The sequence below is a fragment of the Streptomyces sp. PA03-5A genome (genome assembly GCF_033792725.1).
Classification (GTDB): Bacteria; Actinomycetota; Actinomycetes; order Streptomycetales; family Streptomycetaceae; genus Actinacidiphila.
In genome coordinates, this window is the sequence record NZ_JARAVL010000022.1 from 150,792 (window position 1) to 167,896 (window position 17,105).

General features: G+C 71.6%; 16 protein-coding genes, 1 tRNA gene and 1 pseudogene. 6 read left to right on the plus strand and 12 right to left on the minus strand.

Features of this window, described 5'->3' with window-relative positions; all coding sequences use genetic code 11:
* Nucleotides 1–47 precede the first annotated feature (47 nt).
* Nucleotides 48–344 (plus strand): hypothetical protein, encoded by a 297-nt coding sequence (locus PV410_RS26835; protein WP_500328184.1) that lies wholly within the window; start codon nt 48–50, stop codon nt 342–344.
* 48 nt (nt 345–392) lie between these two features.
* On the plus strand, nt 393–2,441 hold the full coding sequence (locus tag PV410_RS26840) for a PA14 domain-containing protein (protein ID WP_500328185.1): 2,049 nt from the start codon (nt 393–395) through the stop codon (nt 2,439–2,441).
* On the opposite strand, the gene PV410_RS26845 is transcribed toward PV410_RS26840, so the two are convergent.
* Nucleotides 2,435–2,698, minus strand: a complete 264-nt coding sequence (locus PV410_RS26845) for a hypothetical protein (RefSeq protein WP_500328186.1) — start codon at nt 2,696–2,698, stop codon at nt 2,435–2,437. The two genes, PV410_RS26840 and PV410_RS26845, sit on opposite strands and share 7 nt — an antisense overlap.
* A 727-nt stretch (nt 2,699–3,425) precedes the next feature.
* Nucleotides 3,426–3,507: transfer RNA gene (locus tag PV410_RS26850), tRNA-Tyr, on the minus strand.
* A gap of 188 nt (nt 3,508–3,695) precedes the next feature.
* On the opposite strand from PV410_RS26850, the gene PV410_RS26855 reads away from it, so the two are divergent.
* The 4 genes from PV410_RS26855 to PV410_RS26870 all read left to right on the plus strand — a co-directional run bounded on the left by PV410_RS26855 (nt 3,696) and on the right by PV410_RS26870 (nt 7,610).
* Complete coding sequence (locus PV410_RS26855; protein WP_018558836.1) at nt 3,696–4,184, plus strand: YajQ family cyclic di-GMP-binding protein; 489 nt, start codon at nt 3,696–3,698, stop codon at nt 4,182–4,184.
* A gap of 191 nt (nt 4,185–4,375) precedes the next feature.
* The gene (locus PV410_RS26860) at nt 4,376–5,698 is read left to right on the plus strand and encodes a radical SAM protein (RefSeq protein WP_500328188.1); all 1,323 of its coding nucleotides are present in this window, start codon (nt 4,376–4,378) and stop codon (nt 5,696–5,698) included.
* A complete protein-coding gene (locus tag PV410_RS26865) occupies nt 5,699–6,151 on the plus strand; it encodes a flavodoxin family protein (protein ID WP_500328189.1) in 453 nt (150 codons plus the stop codon). It abuts the gene before it with no gap.
* A 76-nt stretch (nt 6,152–6,227) separates the two neighbouring features.
* On the plus strand, nt 6,228–7,610 hold the full coding sequence (locus PV410_RS26870) for an FAD-binding oxidoreductase (protein WP_500328191.1): 1,383 nt from the start codon (nt 6,228–6,230) through the stop codon (nt 7,608–7,610).
* A 26-nt stretch (nt 7,611–7,636) separates the two neighbouring features.
* Here PV410_RS26870 and PV410_RS26875 read toward each other — a convergent pair whose 3' ends face one another.
* The 10 genes and pseudogenes from PV410_RS26875 to PV410_RS26920 all read right to left on the minus strand — a co-directional run.
* On the minus strand, nt 7,637–8,038 hold the full coding sequence (locus tag PV410_RS26875; RefSeq protein ID WP_500328192.1) for a YccF domain-containing protein: 402 nt from the start codon (nt 8,036–8,038) through the stop codon (nt 7,637–7,639).
* 117 nt (nt 8,039–8,155) lie between these two features.
* Nucleotides 8,156–9,016, minus strand: coding sequence for a zinc metalloprotease HtpX (gene htpX, locus PV410_RS26880; protein ID WP_500328193.1), 861 nt, complete (start codon nt 9,014–9,016; stop codon nt 8,156–8,158).
* A 119-nt stretch (nt 9,017–9,135) separates the two neighbouring features.
* Nucleotides 9,136–10,644 carry an NADH-quinone oxidoreductase subunit N gene (locus tag PV410_RS26885; RefSeq protein ID WP_500328195.1) on the minus strand — a complete coding sequence of 503 codons (1,509 nt, stop codon included), beginning with the start codon at nt 10,642–10,644 and terminating at the stop codon, nt 9,136–9,138.
* Nucleotides 10,644–12,215, minus strand: coding sequence for a complex I subunit 4 family protein (locus tag PV410_RS26890; protein WP_500328196.1), 1,572 nt, complete (start codon nt 12,213–12,215; stop codon nt 10,644–10,646). Before PV410_RS26890 ends, PV410_RS26885 begins: the two co-directional genes overlap by 1 nt.
* Nucleotides 12,216–12,218: 3 nt before the next feature.
* Complete coding sequence (locus PV410_RS26895; RefSeq protein ID WP_500328197.1) at nt 12,219–14,219, minus strand: NADH-quinone oxidoreductase subunit 5 family protein; 2,001 nt, start codon at nt 14,217–14,219, stop codon at nt 12,219–12,221.
* Nucleotides 14,216–14,593: an NADH-quinone oxidoreductase subunit NuoK gene (gene nuoK, locus PV410_RS26900; RefSeq protein ID WP_499513365.1), complete on the minus strand. Its 378-nt coding sequence runs from the start codon at nt 14,591–14,593 to the stop codon at nt 14,216–14,218. The genes PV410_RS26895 and nuoK overlap by 4 nt, the downstream gene beginning before the upstream one ends.
* Nucleotides 14,593–15,153 carry an NADH-quinone oxidoreductase subunit J family protein gene (locus PV410_RS26905; protein WP_500328199.1) on the minus strand — a complete coding sequence of 187 codons (561 nt, stop codon included), beginning with the start codon at nt 15,151–15,153 and terminating at the stop codon, nt 14,593–14,595. The genes nuoK and PV410_RS26905 overlap by 1 nt, the downstream gene beginning before the upstream one ends.
* The gene (locus PV410_RS26910) at nt 15,150–15,710 is read right to left on the minus strand and encodes a NuoI/complex I 23 kDa subunit family protein (RefSeq protein WP_500328200.1); all 561 of its coding nucleotides are present in this window, start codon (nt 15,708–15,710) and stop codon (nt 15,150–15,152) included. The genes PV410_RS26905 and PV410_RS26910 overlap by 4 nt, the downstream gene beginning before the upstream one ends.
* Nucleotides 15,710–16,672 (minus strand): NADH-quinone oxidoreductase subunit NuoH, encoded by a 963-nt coding sequence (gene nuoH, locus PV410_RS26915; RefSeq protein WP_500328201.1) that lies wholly within the window; start codon nt 16,670–16,672, stop codon nt 15,710–15,712. Before nuoH ends, PV410_RS26910 begins: the two co-directional genes overlap by 1 nt.
* Nucleotides 16,669–17,105 (minus strand): annotated as a pseudogene (locus PV410_RS26920) (NADH-quinone oxidoreductase subunit C); the annotation flags it as partial. The gene nuoH and the pseudogene PV410_RS26920, both read right to left, overlap by 4 nt.

Below are 17,105 nucleotides of genomic sequence, written 5' to 3' on the forward strand. Positions count from 1 at the left end.
CATGGTCGAAGAGCACACCGACCACGGAAGGTGGGGGGTTCCTCATCATGGGCGTCGAGCGGTCGCAGCAGGCCGAAGGCCACGTCCGTACCGGCCACCCGGCCCGGTACCCGGCGCGACGGCGCACGAAGCTCGGCCTCGCAGCCGTCGTCGTGTTGGTCGTCGTCGCCCACCTGGGCCTGGGCGGGCTGCTCCTGACGTCCGGCCCCTGGAAGCACTGGGCCGTCGGCGCCCTCGTGGCCGTCGTCCTGGCCAAGGCCGTCTTCCTGCTCCTACGCCGCGGCAGAAGCCGTGGACATCGAGGTCCGGGGCGTACAACCAAGCGCGTTCCTCATCGGTCCTGATCGTCGGTGGTGCCGCCATGCCGCCGAGGACCGGAAGCGAAGGAACGCATGAACCGACCCAGAAGCGCCACGGTCGCCACGGCCGCCACCGTCGTGCTCGCCACAGCGGGCGGCCTGCTCACCGCGGCCACGCCCGCTTCCGCCGCCGTGACCTGCACCTCGCCGGTCTTCAAGCGAACGTTCTACGCGAACACCACGTTCTCCGGGACACCCAGGCACACGGACTGCGACTCGGCGATCGACCAGAACTGGGGCACCGGCGCGCCCTACAAGGGCCTGCCCGTCAACAACTTCGGCGTCCGCTGGTCCACCACGCGCGACTTCGGTTCGGGTGGGCCGTTCACGTTCACCGCTTCCTCCCGCGACGGCATCCGCGTCTACCTCGACGGCGTCCGCAAGGTCGACCTGTGGAAGAACGTGTCGTCCACGGTGCGCAAGACCGCCAACGTCACCGTCCCCTCCGGCAAGCACACCCTGCGCGTCGACTTCGTCAACTGGACGGGCTCGGCCAACGTCACGTTCGGCTACGCCCCCCGCACGTCGGCGACGGTCGACAAGGTCAAGCCCCTCGTCCCGGCCGGGACCACCGTCGCCTACAGCGCGACCACCGCGTCCACGAAGGTCGGCTGGGCCAAGAACAAGGAGATGGACCTCGCCGGGTACCGCGTCTACCGCCGGCTGAAGGGCGCCTCCTACCCCTCGAAGCCGATCGCCACGACGACCTCCACCTCGTACACCGACACGACCGTCCCGAAGGACGGCAACGTCTACTACTACGAGGTCCGCGCCTACGACAAGGCCGGGAACACCTCGCCGGGCACCGCCGACCTCGGCATCACGACCGTCGACAGCGCCGCCCCCGCCGCCCCGAAGGGCGTCGAGGAGAACTGGGCCATGGGCTACCCCAGCACGATCACCCTGTACTGGGACAGCAACTCCGAGCCCGACCTGGCCGGCTACCGCGTCTACCGCTCGACGTCCCTGCCGGTCGCCCTCACCCCGGAGAACCGGGTGACCGGCGACGCCTTGTCGCACGGCGGCTACACGGGGCCGCTGCCGCAGACCGGCGACATCCACTACTACGTGGTCACCGCCGTCGACACGCACGGCAACGAGTCGGCGGCCTCGCACGCGGCGATGTACTACACCCGCGACCTGACGGGTCCGGTCGACACCGCACTCAACGCGCGCGGCCGGGAGGACGAGGCAGGCGTCACGCTGACCTGGGACCCCTCCGAGCGGACCAGCGACGACTTCGCGGGTTACACGATCATCCGGTACGCCCAGCCGCGCGGTACCGGGGGCCCGCGGGAGGTGGTCGGCACGGGGGTCGAGGGCACCACGTTCACCGACGCGGCGCCGCCGCCCGGCGCCACCTACTACTACGGGGTGGTCGCGGTCGACCACGCGGGCAACGGAGGCACCCCGTCCCAGGAGGTCGTCGTCACCGTCTCCGGGAACACGACGGCTCCCGCCCCGGTCACCGGCCTGACCGCCGACCCCAAGGAGAACGGCGTCACCCTCACCTGGGACGCCGACACCGCACCGGGCCTCGACCACTACCGCGTGCTGCGCGGCACGTTCGCCGACGGGCGGTGGACGTACGCCCCGCTGATCGACCCCTGGACCCTGCGGCCGCGGGAGATCAAGGCGACGACCTTCCACGACCGGACGGCGGCCGACGGCCAACGGATCCGCTACGCGGTCGTCTCCGTCGACCAGTACGGCAACCAGCTCACCCCCGACACCGGCGCGACCGTCACCGAGGTCACCGAACCCGACCTCCGCCCCACCGCCCCACCGGCGACCGGCGCCCCGATCCACCTGAACAGCAACGAGACCGGCTCCCTCCACTGGTTCCTCACCGACGGAAAGAACGCCAACGGCAGCCCGGTGACGGCCTTCACCGTGAGCCGATGGAACCGCGAGAGCGGGACCTTCGACGCGCTCGCCACGGAGCCCAAGGGCAACTCGACCGACTGGTACTGGTCCGACCGCACCCAGCCGGCCGCCACCACGGTCTACTACCGCGTCACGGTCCTCTACGCGGACGGCACGGAATCGGGCGCGTCCGAGGTCGCCGCCCTGAGCTACTGACCCCGCCCGCGCCGGCGGCGACAGCCGGGAAGGGGACCGGAAGTGAGTTTCCGGTCCCCTTCCACCGAGTCGTCGTCCGCCGGCGCGGGAAACCGTCCTGCGATCGGCGCATGGGCAACGCCACGGAGGTGCACGAGCGGCCCCACGCGCTGGCCGAAGCCGACCCCGGCCATCGGCGATTCGGTGCGGCACGTCACCGCCACCAGCTCGACCCGCCGGTCACGGAATCCCGAATGGCTCGCTTCGAGCAGGAGCACGGGATGAGCCTTCCTCCCTCCTACCGTGCCTTCATCACGGCAGTGGGAAGCGGGGGCGGGGGGCCTTGTCGCGCGCTGTTCCGGCGCCAGCAGACCGATCTCGGCGAACGGTGGGCAGACCTGCTGGCCACGCCGCCTCCTCTCCGACCAGGCGCTCAGCCACGGACCGGACTTCGACTGGTACATGCAGTGGCCGATGAACCCCGGCGGCACAGTGGACTCTTGAGCTCCGCGCTATGGCTTGATGTCAAAGAGCGGGATGGTCGGTGGCGGCGGGGCGAGTACGGCGCGAAGGCTGTTGAGCGTCGCACGCCATTGTCTGCCGTCCCGTGGGTTGACCCAGTTCGACGCCAATCCGGATTCGTCGCTGACGATGCGGCCGAGGGCTTCGTCCGCCAGGTTCCGGAGGTCGGAGCGGAAGGTCGGCATGGGTGAAGGGGCCGGTAGCCCAGGTACCCATGATGATCTCCTCGCACGGCTATGCCGGGAGCCTCGCACTGGCCACTGACAATGCGGCCACGACCGCGAAGCCAAGGTGCAGCCAGCCGTCCCACGCATGCCCCACAGCCGCAGGTCGGGCTCCGGATTCCCGTCCACACCCCGTCCACAACCGCTGGTGGAGAGCGTCCGAGAACGGGACGGAGCGAGACAGCGGCCAACGCCCGCCGGAGCAAGCAAAACAGCCCCTGCTCTGCGTTTCCGCAGCTCAGGGGCTGTGTTTCCACTGTGGCGGCGCCAGGATTCGAACCTGGGTAGGCTAAGCCGACGGATTTACAGTCCGCTCCCATTGGCCACTCGGGCACACCGCCTGGGAAGTGTCTCCGTGGGCCGCTTGTGTGCGGTCCCCGTGGCGACGTCGTAAACAATACCCGATGCGCGGGGGTGCTTCGCCACCCTATTGATCAGCGCTTCGGGCGGGTCCGGTGGCTAGGCTTGCGGGGGCGGCCCGGAGGCGGGTCGCGGACCTGACGGATCAGAGCCAAGGAGCCAACAGAAGATGGCCGACTCCAGTTTCGACATCGTCTCGAAGGTCGAGCGGCAGGAGGTCGACAACGCCCTCAACCAGGCCGCCAAGGAGATCTCGCAGCGCTACGACTTCAAGAACGTCGGCGCGTCGATCTCGTGGTCCGGGGACAAGATCCTGATGCAGGCCAACTCCGAGGAGCGGGTCAAGGCCATCCTGGACGTCTTCGAGACCAAGCTGGTCAAGCGGGGGATCTCGCTGAAGTCGCTGGACGCGGGCGAGCCCCAGCTGTCCGGCAAGGAGTACAAGATCTTCGCGACCATCGAGGAAGGCATCTCGCAGGAGAACGCCAAGAAGGTCGCCAAGATCATCCGCGATGAGGGGCCCAAGGGCATCAAGGCGCAGGTCCAGGGCGAGGAGCTGCGCGTGACGTCCAAGAGCCGGGACGACCTGCAGGCCGTCATCGCGCTGCTGAAGGGCAAGGACCTCGACTTCGCGCTGCAGTTCGTGAACTACCGCTGAGCGAGGTCTTGCCGAGGCCCCGGCCGCGAGGAGGCGGCCGGGGCCTTCGCCACGCGCACGACGGGGCGCATTCGGAGGGTGCCACCCGGGAAGCCGCCGTAGGTGCGTAGTGTCTTCCTGTTAGGTCTCCCCGGGACCGCCCCGCCCGTCGACGGCGGACCCGGGGCAGTGTCTCGAGGATGGAGCCGGGCATGCAAAGCCGCACCGCTTTGGTCGAGGACCTGATGAGCCGCTTCCCGCACGTCCCCCGCGAGGCGGTCATCAAGGAGGACCTCCTGCGCGGCGGGATCGCGTTCGACGAGTCCGCGCTCAGCGGCAACGAGGACGGCGACGTCAAGCCGAAGTCGTACTTCATCTTCTCCTTCGACCACCGCACCCTCCCCGAGCTGGGCGCCGCCGCGCTGAAGCGGCCGCCGGAGGAGATCGTGCTCACCGGCGGGCCGTACGACCTGCGCCGCACGGTGGTGTCGGTACGGGTGAACCCGGCCTCGCCGTACCGCGTGCGGGCGGGCGGGCGCGGTGTGCTCGGCCTCTACCTCGACGGGGTGCGCATCGCGGACGTCGGCCTGCCGCCGATGCCGGCGTACTACCGGCACACGCTGGAGAACGGCAAGTCGGTGATGGAGGTCGCGCCGACGATCCAGTGGGGCTACCTGATCTATCTGACGGTCTTCCGCGTGTGCCAGTACTTCGGCGCCAAGGAGGAGTGCCAGTACTGCGACATCAACCACAACTGGCGCCAGCACAAGGCGGCCGGACGCCCCTACACGGGTGTGAAGCCGGTCGAGGAGGTGCTGGAGGCGCTGGAGATCATCGACAAGTACGACGAGACGAAGTCCTCCACCGCCTACACCCTCACCGGCGGGGCGATCACCTCCAAGGTCGCCGGGCGGGACGAGGCGGACTTCTACGGCCACTACGCGAAGGCCATCGAGGAGCGCTTCCCCGGCCGCTGGATCGGCAAGGTCGTCGCGCAGGCGCTGCCCAAGGGGGACGTGCAGCGCTTCAAGGACTACGGCGTGCAGATCTACCACCCCAACTACGAGGTGTGGGACCGCCGTCTGTTCGAGCTGTACTGCCCGGGCAAGGAGCGTTACGTCGGCCGGGACGAGTGGCACCGCCGCATCCTGGACTCCGCGGAGATCTTCGGCCCGCGCAACGTGATCCCCAACTTCGTCGCGGGCGTGGAGATGGCCGAGCCGTTCGGCTTCGGCAGCGTCGGGGAGGCGATCGACTCCACGGCGGAGGGCCTGCGCTTCTTCATGTCGCGGGGCATCACGCCGCGCTTCACCACCTGGTGCCCGGAGCCGACGACCCCGCTGGGCAAGGCGAACCCGGAGGGCGCGCCGCTGGAGTACCACATCCGCCTGCTGGACGTGTACCGCGCGACGCTGGAGGAGTACGGGCTGAGCTCGCCGCCCGGGTACGGCCCGGCCGGCCCCGGCAACGCGGTGTTCTCGGTGAGCTCGTTCATGGACAGCCTGCCGGCGTCCGCGCCGGTCGGAGTGAGCTGAGTGCCGACCCTGCTGATCGTGCATCACACGCCGTCGCCGAACCTCCAGGCGATGTTCGAGGCGGTGGTCGCCGGCGCGACCACCGACGAGATCGAGGGCGTGGACGTCGTGCGGCGGGCCGCCCTCGCGGCGACCGCCTCCGACGTGCTCGCGGCGGACGGCTACGTGCTGGGCACGACGGCGAACCTCGGCTACATGTCGGGGGCGCTCAAGCACTTCTTCGACCAGGTCTACTACCCGTGCCTGGACGGCACGCGGGGCCGCCCGTTCGGCTACTACGTGCACGGCGGCAACGACGTGACGGGGACGGTGCGGGGGATCCGGTCGATCACCACGGGCCTGGGCTGGGAGCAGGCGGCGGCCGAGGTGACGGTCACCGGGGAGCCGTCCAAGGCCGATCTGCAGGCCTGCTGGGAGCTGGGCGCGACCCTGGCAGCCGGGTTGGCGGACTGACCGCGCGGGCCCGGCGCCGACGTGCCGGGCCCCTGCCCCCGTCCTACCGTGGAGGTGGAGAGAGGGGGCAGCACCGATGGCACCCCGGGTCCTGGACGACGCGACCCTGGACGCCCTGCGCTCCGGCTTCACGGGCGAGGTCGTCGCACCGGGCGACCCGTCCTACGACGAGAGCCGCACGCTCTTCAACGCGATGATCGACCGCAGGCCGTCCGTGATCGCCCTGTGCGAGACGGTGGAGGACGTCGCCGCGGCGATCCGCTTCGGACGGGAGCGCGGGCTGGAGGTCGCCGTCCGCGGCGGCGGGCACGGTGTCGCCGGGAATGCCCTGACGGACGGCGGCGTCGTCGTCGACCTGCGGCGCATGCACGCCGGCGTCGTCGACCCGGGGGCGCGCACGGCACGGGTCGGCGGGGGCGCCACGATGAGCCACCTGGACCGGGCGACGCAGCCGTACGGCCTGGTCACCACCGGGGGCCGGGTGTCCACCACGGGCGTGGGCGGCTTCACCCTCGGCGGCGGATCGGGGTGGCTGGAGCGCGCGTTCGGGCTGGCCTGCGACAACCTGGTGGAAGTCGAGCTGATGACGGCGGACGGCACCATGGTGCGGGCCGCCGAGGACGAGAACCCGGAGTTGTTCTGGGGGTTGCACGGGGGCGGCGGCAACTTCGGCGTCGCCACCTCTCTCACGTTGCGGCTGCACCCGCTGCCCGCGGTCACCGTGGCCCTGCTGCTGTGGCCGCCGGACGCCGGCCCCGAGGTGCTGTGCGCCTACCGCACCCTGCTGGCGTCGGCGCCGGACGAGATGGGCGGGGGCCTGCTCTTCCTCACCGGGCCTGCGGAGGAGTTCGTCCCGGAGCACATGGTGGGCGCGCTCACCTGCGCCGTCCTGGTGACGTACGCGGGCACCGGGGACGCGGCGCGCGAGGTGCTGGAGCCGCTGCTCGCGCTCGGCCCGCAGGGCCGGCTGGTGACGGAGCTGCCGTACGCGGACCTCCAGTCCATGTTCGACGACCCGCCGGGCTACCGGAACTACTGGTCGGCGGAGTACCTGGACGACTTCCCCGACGAGGCCGTGGACCGCTTCTGCGCCCGGGCCCGGGACATGGTGGTCCCCTCCCCCTCCCAGCACGTGCTGTTCCCCGTGGGCGGCGCCGTGGCGCGTCCTCCGGCCGACTACCCGCTGCCCTGGCGCCGGGCGCCGTGGGTCGTGCACCCGTTCGGCCTGTGGGCGGACCCGGCGGACGACGAGCGGGCCCGGCGGTGGGCGCACGGCATCCGCGCCGACGTGCGGCAGTGGTCCTCCGGCGCGGTCTACCTCAACTTCATCGGCGACGAGGGCGAGGGCCGCGTGATCGCCGGGTTCGGCGCGCACAACCTGGGGCGGCTGGCCCGGGTCAAGAGGGAGTACGACCCGCAGAACGTCTTCCGCCTCAACCACAACATCGAGCCGGACTGACCCAGGCCGCCGGGAGCGAGGGCGGCTCAGCGGGTGGCGTACGGGGCGTCGACGGGGACGATCTCGCGGCCGAGCGGCACCAGGGAGATCGGCACCATCTTGAAGTTCGCGATGCCGAACGGGATGCCGATGATCGTCAGGCAGAAGCCGATGCCCGCGAGCACGTGGCCGATGGCGAGCCAGATCCCCGCGAGGATCAGCCAGATGATGTTCCCGAGCAGCGACCCGACGCCCGCGTCACGGCGTTCCACCGTGGTGCGGCCGAAGGGCCACAGCACGTAGTTGGCGATCCTCAGGGACGCGATCCCCCAGGGGATGGTGATGATGAAGATGAACATCAGCAGGCCCAGCAGGGCGTAGCCGATGGCCATCCACAGGCCCCAGATGATCAGCCACACGACGTTCAGGACGATGTTGACCGCCTTCATTGCCCAAGCCTCCCATGCGTCCGGGGGCCCCGCCCGTCAGGAGGACGGGAGCCGCCGCTCCGTCAGCCGTCCTGCACAGGGCCCGTACCCGCGGGCGGGCCGGGCCGCACGTGGGCGTCAGCGGCGGTGGCCGGCCATCTCCTCCAGGCGGGCGATGCGCTCGCCCATCGGGGGGTGGGTCGAGAAGAGCTTGGACACGTCGCCGGGGCGGAACGGGTTGGCGATCATGAGGTGGCTGGTGGTCTCCAGCCGGGGTTCGGGCGGCAGCGGGGCGCGCTTGGTGCCCGTCTCCAGCTTGCGCAACGCCGAGGCGAGGGCGAGCGGGTCGCCGGTGAGGCGGGCACCGGAGGCGTCGGCCTCGTACTCGCGGGAGCGGCTGACGGCGAGCTGGATGAGGGAGGCGGCGACCGGGCCGAGGATCATCATGAGGAGCAGGCCGAACAGGCCCGGGCCCTCGTCGTCGTCGGAGCGGCCGATGGGGATCAGCCAGGCGAAGTTGACGAGGAACATCACCACGGAGGCCAGGGCACCGGCGACGGACGAGATGAGGATGTCGCGGTTGTAGACGTGGCTCAGCTCGTGGCCGATGACGCCGCGCAGCTCGCGCTCGTCGAGGAGGCGCAGGATGCCCTCGGTGCAGCACACGGCGGCGTTGCGCGGGTTGCGGCCGGTGGCGAAGGCGTTGGGGGCCTCGGTCGGGGAGATGTAGAGCCGCGGCATGGGCTGCCGCGCGGAGGTGGAGAGTTCGCGCACCATGCGGTACAGCGCCGGCGCCTCGAACTCGCTGACCGGGCGGGCGCGCATGGAGCGCAGTGCGATCTTGTCGCTGTTCCAGTAGGCGTAGGCGTTGGTCCCGAGGGCTACGACGAGTGCGACGATCAGTCCCGTACGGCCGAAGAAGCTGCCGATGACCAGGATGAGAGCCGACATTCCGCCCAGGAGCGCGGCGGTCTTCAGGCCGTTGTGCCGGCGGTGCACGGTACACCCTCCAAGGTGTGCATCGGGAGGACCTTCTCTCCTCGTCCAAGGAGAACCTCCCGCAGGGGCCAACGCCACCGGAGGGGCGTTAGTTCCCTTGTGCACCTTCTTCGGGGTGCTCAGAGCAGGGTGTCGGAGGCGAAGCGGAGGATGAGCTGGGGTGCGCCGGACAGGACGATCCCGACGACGGCGGTGAGCGCGATGGCGGCGCCGAGCGGGCGCGGGGTGCCGGCCGGGCGGGCGGTGGCGGCCGGTTCCGTCCCGGGCTTCGCGAAGAGCAGGACCGTCCACCGAAGGTAGTAGACGAGTGCGATGACGACGTTGACGGCCATGACGGCGGCCAGCCAGCCGAGGTCCGCGTCGACGGCCGAGGAGAAGACGGCGACCTTGGCGAACAGGCCGATGACGCCGGGCGGCAGGCCGGCCAGGCAGAGCAGGAAGAAGGCCATGGCCAGTGCGGCGAGCGGGTGGCTGCTGTGGAGGCCGCGGTAGTCGGTGAGGCGGTTCTGCGGCGCGGTGCGGGCGACGAGCGCGGCCACGCCGAAGGCGCCGAGGTTCACCGCGCCGTACATCAGCGCGTACGCGAGGGTGGTGCCGACCTGGCGGTCGGGGTCGGTGTACGCCGCGGCGGCGATCGGGACCAGCAGGTAGCCCGCCTGGCCGATGGACGACCAGGCCAGCAGACGGACCGCGCTGCGCGGGCGGTCGGGGCGCTGCACCAGGGCGGCGACGTTGCCGACGGTCATGGTGAGGGCGGCCAGGACGGCGACGGCGGGGCCCCAGACGTGCGCGTACGGCCGGAAGGCGACGACGGTCACGAGGATGAGGCCGGCGAACCCGGCGGCCTTGCCGACGACCGACAGGTAGCCGGCGACCGGGAGCGGGGCGCCGGTGTAGGTGTCGGGCACCCAGAAGTGGAAGGGCGCGACGGCGAGCTTGAAGGCGAAGCCGACGACGGTGAGGGCGGCGCCGGCGGCGGCGAGGGTGTCCAGGCGGGGGTCGACGCCCTGCAGTCCCTTGGCCATGGCCTCCAGGTGGAGGGTTCCGGTGGCGGCGTAGACGAAGCTGACGCCCAGCAGGGTGACGGCGGTCGCGGCGACCGAGGACAGGAAGAACTTCAGGGCCGCCTCGCTCGACAGCCGGTCGCCGCGGCGCAGGCCGACCAGGGCGAACGACGGGAGGGTGGTCACCTCCAGGGCGATCACGAGGGTCGCCAGGTCGCGGGAGGCGGGCAGCAGCGCGGCCCCGGAGGCCGAGGAGAGCAGCAGGAACCAGAACTCGCCGGCCGGCAGCTCGTCGAGGGTGTGCACCGACAGCAGGGCCGCGACGAGCGCTCCGGCCAGGACCAGCAGCTGCACCACGAGGGTGAAGTGGTCGGCGACGTAGGAGCAGTCGGCGGGGCTGCCGACGAGGCAGAAGGTGGTGCGGTCGCCGTCCAGCAGCGGCAGCAGGCTCAGCCCGGCCAGCACGAGGCCGGCCAGGGTGATCCCCACCAGCGGCTGCTTGCGGCCGTCGGGCAGGAAGAGGTCGGCGACCAGTACGACGAGCGCGGCCGCCGCCACGATGGCGGGCGGGGCGATCGCGGCCCAGTCGACCGACTGGACGACGGAGGTGGCGAGGGTGCTCATCAGCTGCCTCCGAGCAGGGTGCGCACGGCCGGGTCGGTGAGGCCGAGCAGGGCGGCGGGCCAGAGGCCCGCGAGGACGGTCAGGACGACCAGCGGGGTCCAAGCCGCGAACTCGTAGCCCCGGACGTCGGCGAGGGCCGGCGCGGCGTGGACGGTGTCGCGTTCGCCCATGCAGACGCGGCGCACGACGAGGAGGAGGTACGCGGCGGTGAGCAGGGTGCCGAAGGCCGCGACCGCGGTGAAGACGAGGTAGGCGCCGCGGTCCAGGCCCGGGGCGGGCTTGAAGGAGCCGAACATCGCGAGCATCTCGCCCCAGAAGCCTGCCAGGCCCGGCAGGCCGAGGGAGGCGACGGCGGCGAAGGCCAGCAGGCCGCCCATGCGGGGGGCCTTGCCGTACAGCGCGGCGCCGGTCTGCCCCGCGAGGCCGTCGAGGTCGGTGGTGCCGTAGCGGTCCTTGAGGGCGCCGACCAGGAAGAAGAGCAGGCCGGTGATGAGTCCGTGGGCGATGTTGGCGAAGAGTGCGCCGTTGACACCGGTGGTGGTCAGGCTGGCGATGCCGAGCAGCACGAAGCCCATGTGGCCGACGGAGCTGTACGCGATGAGGCGCTTGAGGTCGCCTCCGGCGCCGCGGCGGGCCAGGGCCAGGCAGGCCAGCGACCCGTAGACGATGCCGACGACCCCGAAGGCGGCCAGGTAGGGCGCGAAGGTCTGCATGCCCTCGGGGGCGATGGGCAGCAGGATCCGCACGAAGCCGTACGTGCCCATCTTGAGCAGGACGCCGGCCAGGAGCACCGAGCCGACCGTGGGGGCGGCGGTGTGGGCGTCGGGGAGCCAGCTGTGCAGCGGCCACATCGGGGTCTTGACGGCGAGGCCGAGGCCGATGGCGAGGACGGCGACCAGTTGCGTGGAGTGACTGAGAGCTGCTGAGGGGCCACTGTCAGTGGCGAGTGCCACCATGTCGAATGTGCCCGCCTTCAACCCGATGAGGAGCAGGCCGAGCAGCATGATCACGGAGCCGAGCAGTGTGTAGAGGATGAAGCGCAGGGCGGACTTCTCCCGGTTCTCGCCGCCCCAGCGGGCGATGAGGAAGTACATCGGGATGAGGACCGTCTCGAAGGCGAGGAAGAAGAGCAGCAGGTCGAGTACGGCGAAGGTGGCGAGCGTGCCCGTCTCCAGGAGGAGCAGGAGCGCCACGAAGGCCTTCGGGGACGGGCCCGCGGGCATCTTGAAGTAGCTGTAGAGCGCGCAGAGGAAGGTCAGCAGCGCGCTCAGGACGAGGAGGGGGAGGCTGATGCCGTCGATGCCGAGGTGGATGCGGATGCCGAGGGCCGGGATCCAGCTGATGTCGGTGCTCGCCTGCATCGTCGCGGGGTGGTCGTGGTCGAAGCCCACGGCGAGGACGATGCTCAGGGCGAGGACGAGACCGGTGACGGTGACGCCGTGGCGCAGCACGGCCTGGTCGGGGTCCTTCCCCCGCAGACCGGGCGGAGGCGGCAGCAGGGCCGCCGCGGCGCCGAGCAGCGGCAGGACGACGGCGGCCGCGAGGACGTACTGGAGGACGGTGTCGTTCACGGCTCACGCTCCGACGGCGACGAGGACGGCGAGGATCACGGAGCCGGCCAGCAGCACGCTGATGTAGGTCTGCACGTTGCCCGTCTGGGTGCGGCGCACGAGCGCCCCGAGCAGCCGGGGCAGTCCGCCCGCGCCGCGGACGTACGTCTCGACGACCTCGCGGTCGAGGAAGCGGACGAGGCCGGAGGCGGCGAGCACGGGACGGACGAAGAGCGCCGCGTACAGGGCGTCGAGGCGGAAGCCGTGCGAGGCGGGCTCGAAGAGCGGGCCGAGGAGCAGGCGTCCGGGGTCGCCGGGGTCCCGGGCGGCGGCGACGTCACCGTAGACCTGTTCGTGGGTCTGCGAGGCGGCGGCCTCGGTGAGCGCCGGCTCCTCGTCGGCCGCCGCGGGGACCAGGGCCCCCATGGGCGCGCTGCGGCGGGTCGCGGTGGCCTGCCAGGCGCCGTAGGTCGCCAGGATGCCGACGACGCCGAGGCCGACGCCGAGGATCGAGGTGACCAGGGTCGGGGCGAGCTCGTTGCCGTCGAGCCAGGCGGGGAGGTCGAAGAACTTCGGCACGAGGGAGACGGCACCGAAGGCGAGGGTGGGGATCGCCAGCACCCACAGCACGGCGGTCATGACGGCCGGTTCCTTGCCGTGGGCCTGGGGGGCCGCGGCGCCCTGGCCGCGGAAGGCCAGGAGGAACAGGCGCGTGGCGTAGCCCGCGGTGAGCACGGCGGTGACCAGCGCGGCGACCAGGACGAGCCAGCCGACGGCCGACGGGACGCCCTCGGCGTGGCCGGAGGCGGCGTGCTCGGCCGCCCGCAGCACCGACTCCTTGGAGAAGAAGCCGGAGAAGGGCGGGATCGCGGCCAGGGCGGCCAGCGCGATGCCCATGGTCCACATGGCGTCGGGGACGCGCTTGCCGAGGTCTCCCATGCGGGACATCGCGGCCAGCGAGTTGGTGCCGGCGGCGTGGATGACGACGCCGGCGGCGAGGAAGAGGAGGGCCTTGAAGGCACCGTGCGAGACCAGGTGGAACACGGCGGCGCTGCGGTCGCCGACGGCGAGGGCAGCGGCCATGTAGCCGAGCTGACCGATCGTCGAGTAGGCGAGCACGCGTTTGATGTCGTCCTGGGCGAGCGCGGCCAGACCGGAGCCGATCATGGTGACGGCGGCCAGCACGCCGAGCACCGCGAGGGTGACGGTGGAGGCCTCGAAGACCGGCAGCAGCCGGGCGACGAGGTAGATGCCGGCCGCGACCATCGTGGCGGCGTGGATCAGCGCGGACACCGGGGTGGGGCCGGCCATCGCGTCGGGCAGCCAGGTGTGCAGCGGGAACTGCGCCGACTTGCCGGCGACACCGGCGAGCAGCAGCAGGCCGACGAGGGTCGGGTGCGCGATCCCGCCGTGGGTGGCCGTGGTGAGGATGCCGTTGATCCGGAACGTCCCGGCGTCGGCGGCGAGCGCGAAGACGCCGATCAGGAAGGGGACGTCGCCGAGCTTGGTGACCAGGAAGGCCTTGAGCGAGGCGGCCCGGGCGACCTCGGTCTCCCAGTAGTGGCCGACCAGGAAGTACGAGCAGATGCCCATGACCTCCCAGCCGACCAGCAGCACCATCAGGTCGCCGGTGTAGACGACCAGGAACATGGCGGCGGTGAAGAGGGAGACCAGGGCGGAGTAGGAGGCGTAGCGCGGGTCGTGGCGCAGGTAGGCCGTGGAGTACAGCTGCACGCAGGTGGCGACCAGGCCGACGAGGACGGCGATGAGGACCGCGAAGCCGTCGAGGTGCAGGGCGAGGTCGATCGGTACCGAGCCGGTCGGCGTGAGCCGGCTCGCGGCGTCGGTGGCCGGGCCGCTGCCCTGGCGTACGGCGACGACCACCGCCAGCACGAAGGCGGTCGCGGTGGGCAGCACGGCCAGCGGCCGGACGAAGCCGGGGGCGGTGCGGCCGAGCAGCAGACCGCCGACGGCGCCGAGGAAGGGGAGGAGGGGGACGAGGACGGCGAGGGTCGTCAGGGTCACGCTGCGGCCTCGGCCTTCTCTTCGGGTGCGGAGGGCCCGTCCCCTTCGCCCTGCGGGTCGTGCGGGTCGTGCTCGGCGAGGTCGGTGAGGCGGTCGACGTCCGAGCTGCCCCGGTTGCGGTACACCAGCAGGACGATGGCGAGGCCGATGCCGATCTCGGCGGCGGCGATGACGATGACGAACAGCGTCAGCGCCTGCCCGGCGTGGAGGGTGTCGCGGAGCCAGACGTCGAAGGCGACCAGGTTGAGGTTGACCGCGTTCAGCATCAGCTCGACCGACATCAGGACGAGGATCGCGTTGCGCCGGGCGAGGACGCCGTACAGGCCGACGGAGAACAGGAGGACGGCGAGGACGGCGGGATAGGCGAGATGCATCAGCGCTGCTCCCCCGGCTGCTGACGGGACTGCTTGCGGGACAGGACGATCGCACCGACGAGCGCGGCGAGCAGGAGCACCGACAGCGCCTCGAACGGCAGCACCCAGTGCTGGAAGAGGATCCGGCCGGTGACCTTGGTGGAGCCCTGCGCGGCGCCGTCCACGTCGATCCAGGTGGCCCGGAAGGCGTCCACCACGACCCACACCAGCGTGCCCGCGGCGGCGACGGCCACGGCCAGCGCCGCGATCCGGTTGCCCGAATCGGCGTCCGGGGAGCGGCCGATGGGCGCCTTGGTGAGCATCAGCCCGAACAGGACGAGCACCACGACCGACCCGACGTAGATCAGCACCTGCACCCAGGCGATGAACTCGGCGGTGAGCAGCAGGTATTCGACGGCGACGCCGCCGAGCGCGACGACCAGCCACAGTGCGGCGTGCACCAGCTGCTTGGTGGTGACGCTGACGACGGCGGCGGCGAGGGTCGCGACGCCGACGAGGAGGAAGACGATCTCGACCCCGGTCGGGGACAGGAAACCGGGGTGGGCCGCGGAGAGGTTCACGCGTCTCCCCCCGGCTGCCCAGCCTCGGCGGCGGCGACCGCGGCGGCGGCCTTCTCCGCGGCCTTGCGGGCGGCACCGAGCTCCTTGGGCTCCTCGGCGGCCGGGTCGAGCGGCGGCGGGGCCGGCACCGTCCACATCCACTCGCGCAGCTTGTCGCGCTCGTGGGTGAGGTCGAGGATGTCGGTCTCCGCGTACTCGAACTCCGGCGACCAGAACAGGGCGTCGAAGGGGCACACCTCGATGCAGATGCCGCAGTACATGCAGAGCGAGAAGTCGATGGCGAAGCGGTCCAGCACGTTGCGGCTGCGCTCGCGGCCGCCGGGGGTGACGGCGGGCACCGTCTCCTTGTGGGAGTCGATGTAGATGCACCAGTCGGGGCACTCACGGGCGCACAGCATGCAGACCGTGCAGTTCTCCTCGAACAGCGCGATCACACCGCGGCTGCGGGGCGGCAGCTCGGGCTGCACCTCGGGGTACTGCGCGGTGTGCGAGCGCCGGGTCATCGTGCGCAAGGTGACGGCGAGGCCCTTGGCCAGGCCGGAACCGGGGATGCCCATCAGGAGATCACCACCTTCACCACGCCGGTGAGCGCGATCTGGGCCAGGGCGAGCGGGATGAGGACGGTCCAGGCGAACCTCTGCAGCTGGTCCTCGCGCAGGCGCGGGTACGTGACCCGGAGCCAGATGACGACGAAGGCCAGGACCGCGGTCTTGAGCAGCGTCCACAGCCAGCCGAGGCTGCCGGACCAGGGGCCGTGCCAGCCGCCGAGGAACAGGACGGTGGTCAGGCCGCACAGCACGACGATGCCGGCGTACTCGGCGAGCAGGAACAGGGCGAAGCGCATGCCCGTGTACTCGGTGTAGGCACCGAAGATGATCTCGGAGTCCGCGACGGGCATGTCGAAGGGCGGCCGCTGGAGTTCGGCGAGGCCGGCGGTGAAGAACACAAAGGCGCCGATCAGCTGCCACGGCGTCCACCACCAGGCGTACGCGTCGACGATGCCGGGCAGCGAGAGCGTCCCGGCCGCCATGGCGACGGACGCGGCGGCGAGCAGCATCGGCAGCTCGTACGACATCAGCTGCGCGGCGGTGCGCAGACCGCCGAGGAGGGAGAACTTGTTGGCGGAGGCCCAGCCGGCCATGAGGGAGCCGAGCACGCCGACGCCCATGACGGCGAGCACGAAGAACAGGCCCGCGTCGATGTCCTGGCCGACGAGTCCGCCGGGGCCGACCGGGATCGCGACGATGACCAGGAGGTAGGGCAGCAGCGCGACGGCGGGCGCGAGTTGGAAGATCTTCCGGTCCGCGTCGGCCGGGACCACGTCCTCCTTCTGCGCGAACTTCACGCCGTCGGCGACGAGCTGGGCCCAGCCGTGGAAGCCGCCGGCGTACATGGGTCCGAGGCGGCCCTGCATGTGGGCCATGACCTTGTGCTCGGTCTGGCCGACGACGAGGGGCAGGACGAGGAAGGCGACGAGCACGGCGAGCAGCCGGAGGATCACTTCGAGGGCGTCGCTCACGGTGTGCTGCCTCCTTCTGCGTCGTCGTTGCCGGGGGTGTCCGGGGTGGTGCCGGGGGTGTCGGCGTCCGCGGTGGGCCGAGCGGGTCCGCCGTCCCGGCCCTCGTCCGGTGCGGTCGCGGGTTTCGCCGGTTCCGGCTGCGCTTCCGCTGCCGGGGCGGGTTTGGCGTCGGGCTGCGCTTCCGCTGCCGGGGCGGCGGCCGGTTCGGGGTCGCGGGGGACGTCCCAGGGCGCGTCCGGGGTGCGCTTGCGGGGCGTCGCGGGCTCCGCAGGAACCGCGGAGGTCCCGGGAGCCGCCGGGCTCCCGGCGGTGCCGGCCTGGCTGACGGAGCCGTCGCCCGCCGAGCGGGTGCGGCGCGGGGTGGCGGCAGGGGCCGCGGCGGGGGTCTGGCTCGCGGAGCCCTCGGTGACGCTGCGGGTGCGCCGGGCGGGAC

Excerpts from the sequence above, each read along its gene's own strand:
- PV410_RS26875 (WP_500328192.1), bottom strand. The coding sequence starts at position 8,038 with ATGAAGGCGGTCAACATCGTCCTGAACGTCGTGTGGCTGATCATCTGG.
- PV410_RS26910 (WP_500328200.1), bottom strand. The coding sequence starts at position 15,710 with ATGGGCATCCCCGGTTCCGGCCTGGCCAAGGGCCTCGCCGTCACCTTG.
- PV410_RS26885 (WP_500328195.1), bottom strand. The coding sequence starts at position 10,644 with ATGAGCACCCTCGCCACCTCCGTCGTCCAGTCGGTCGACTGGGCCGCG.
- PV410_RS26835 (WP_500328184.1), top strand. The coding sequence starts at position 48 with ATGGGCGTCGAGCGGTCGCAGCAGGCCGAAGGCCACGTCCGTACCGGC.
- PV410_RS26870 (WP_500328191.1), top strand. The coding sequence starts at position 6,228 with ATGGCACCCCGGGTCCTGGACGACGCGACCCTGGACGCCCTGCGCTCC.
- PV410_RS26855 (WP_018558836.1), top strand. The coding sequence starts at position 3,696 with ATGGCCGACTCCAGTTTCGACATCGTCTCGAAGGTCGAGCGGCAGGAG.
- nuoK (WP_499513365.1), bottom strand. The coding sequence starts at position 14,593 with ATGCATCTCGCCTATCCCGCCGTCCTCGCCGTCCTCCTGTTCTCCGTC.
- PV410_RS26840 (WP_500328185.1), top strand. The coding sequence starts at position 393 with ATGAACCGACCCAGAAGCGCCACGGTCGCCACGGCCGCCACCGTCGTG.
- PV410_RS26860 (WP_500328188.1), top strand. The coding sequence starts at position 4,376 with ATGCAAAGCCGCACCGCTTTGGTCGAGGACCTGATGAGCCGCTTCCCG.